This is a genomic window from Planococcus chinensis (assembly GCF_042681545.1).
GTDB lineage: Bacteria > Bacillota > Bacilli > Bacillales_A > Planococcaceae > Planococcus > Planococcus chinensis.
In genome coordinates, this window is sequence record NZ_JBHUFW010000019.1 from 1 (window position 1) to 2,095 (window position 2,095).

A 2,095-nucleotide genomic window follows, 5' to 3' on the forward strand; every position below is an offset into this window, starting at 1 on the left:
TTATGGGCCAGAATCTGGAACAAATAAAGGGTACTATTTCAGCGGAAACGAATGTAACTTATGTGCAGTTAAGTTACATTCAATCAGTAATTACAAAAAAAGATTTTCTCTATAAATATTTAAGATTAGTCGAAGCAAAAGTCTTAAACAAATTACTCCATCACTTCAAAAGGAATAGCCATGCCACCATAGCGCGCTCGATATTTACCAGGCGTCAGTTCAGCATCCAGTTCGCTGACGGCGGTATACATTAATGCTGTTTCTCCAGGAGGAATACCAAGCGCATCAGTTGTAAACGAATCACTCTTAAAAGGAACTTTGTACCAGCTACCGGCAAAAAGTCTATCGATAGTGAATTTTCCGCCGCCGGCTCCCGTGTATTCTGTTTCGCTGTTATTGTGTATCACAATGCCTATCTTTTCAGCAGAAGTTATGTATACCTCCTTTTCCATTGTGAGCTCCATACCATCTAAGGTACGGGGAAGCTCCTGGTTAGGCGCTTGATTCATCACATGTAAAAACAAGACAAGTAAAAACAAGGCAACAACCATATAAAAAATTACTCTGATTCTTTTCATTCGAATCCTCCTAACTTAGAATATATGGCAATGTCTAATAGGGCTTACAAAGAAATTGATTTCGTTTTAAATTTGTTCTTAAACATAGCCTGCTTAAACTTTACTAAAATAGATGAACAGTCTTTTGTATTAGTACGTCAAGGCTATTTAAATGTTTCAAAATCAAGTAAGCAGTGCTATTCTTATCGGTTTCATGTTTTTTAGCTAAGCAAAAATCCAGGATTTGAATGTAACTTATTGTGAATTAAGTTACATTCAAATTTAGAAATTTTACGGCATTTTTGTCCTGAAGTTTAGGAGTGGAGGTTTATAAATAGTGAAACTAAGCGGTCAAGAAGTCGAAGAGAAATTAATGGCTACAGGTTACATTGATACAGAATTAAAAGATTTAACCTATGATCATGGCAAGCACTTAGTGACAATGAAATATATGGGCCTAAATGAAGGGGAAACACAAGAAAGTGAGTATACTATTTTGTTCAAGGATTGTTTTTCAGTGAATTTCAATACTTGGCTAGAAGGCATGGAAGGGGATGTCCCACAATCACCTTCCGACTTGGATTTCTGGTTTCATGACATATCCATCAGAGGAATTGAAATAAACGGTGTCCATCTTTATCAATGTAAAATGGTTATTCCCATGATGCATTGTCAACTTACTTGTAAATCGATAGCGATAACCAAAAGTTAAATTTGAATGTAACTTAATACTAATTAAGTTACATTCAGTTTATTGATTACAGAGGCTTTTATTCTTCTTTTTGTCTATCACTCTATTCACTTGCCGGCTCAATTACCTTTCCGTTTTCATCGTAAAGCGTAAAGGTAAGAAAAGTCTCTTTTAAATCTTCAGGGAGTTTTTTGTATACCAAAAACGTTGCATCTTCAGGAATAGGTGAAGTGAAACTGAAGTCCTCATCGGTAAATTCAGATTTCGCCGTAATGTGATCGATTTGTAAATCCGGGTTTTTTCCGGCCAGAATACCATACACGCCTTGATTCGTTTTAAGGTCACGGTATTTGACAATATTCGTTCCTGCACCTGATTCTACAATTTTGAATTGTCCATTCCACCCTTTAAGCAAATGTGCATACCCCACATATTTATCTGCTGTTTCAAAAAGCACAACGTACGATGTAGTATGGTTGATCTGTGTCATTTTCAGGATTTTAATTTCAATTTCCTCTTCGCTTCCTCTACTTTCCCATGTCGTCAAATCAGCAAGGATAGACGCTCGATTGTCTTTAACAGAATACTGATTAACATAAAATACTGTATAACCAACACCAATTACTAGAATACATAAAAGAGCAAACAACAACTTCTTCTTCATTTTTTACCTCCATCGGATTTTGTAGGATACCCGTCCATTCTTGCACTTTTTTCGTTTGTCCTGGTCATATTAGAAATCACCTTTGTCAGCACTCATTATACCAATCATTTCCAATGAAAAAGTTATTTTAAATTAGCTATTCATAATTTTTTCTTGATTTTGAATGTAACTTAATGGTAATTA

Annotated in this window: 3 protein-coding genes; 1 reads left to right on the top strand and 2 read right to left on the bottom strand. The window is 35.3% G+C overall.

Annotated features, from left to right (window positions below; genetic code table 11):
- Positions 1 to 152: 152 nt before the first annotated feature.
- Positions 153 to 578 carry an immunoglobulin-like domain-containing protein gene (locus tag ACFSDB_RS16980; protein WP_204893855.1) on the bottom strand — a complete coding sequence of 142 codons (426 nt, stop codon included), beginning with the start codon at positions 576 to 578 and terminating at the stop codon, positions 153 to 155.
- Positions 579 to 894: 316 nt separating this feature from the next.
- Here ACFSDB_RS16980 and ACFSDB_RS16985 point away from each other — a divergent pair, with 316 nt between their 5' ends.
- Complete coding sequence (locus ACFSDB_RS16985) at positions 895 to 1,269, top strand: hypothetical protein (protein ID WP_204893854.1); 375 nt, start codon at positions 895 to 897, stop codon at positions 1,267 to 1,269.
- An 82-nt stretch (positions 1,270 to 1,351) separates the two neighbouring features.
- Here the strand turns inward: ACFSDB_RS16985 and ACFSDB_RS16990 are convergent, their stop codons facing one another.
- Positions 1,352 to 1,912 (bottom strand): hypothetical protein, encoded by a 561-nt coding sequence (locus tag ACFSDB_RS16990; RefSeq protein ID WP_191715327.1) that lies wholly within the window; start codon positions 1,910 to 1,912, stop codon positions 1,352 to 1,354.
- Positions 1,913 to 2,095 lie beyond the last annotated feature (183 nt).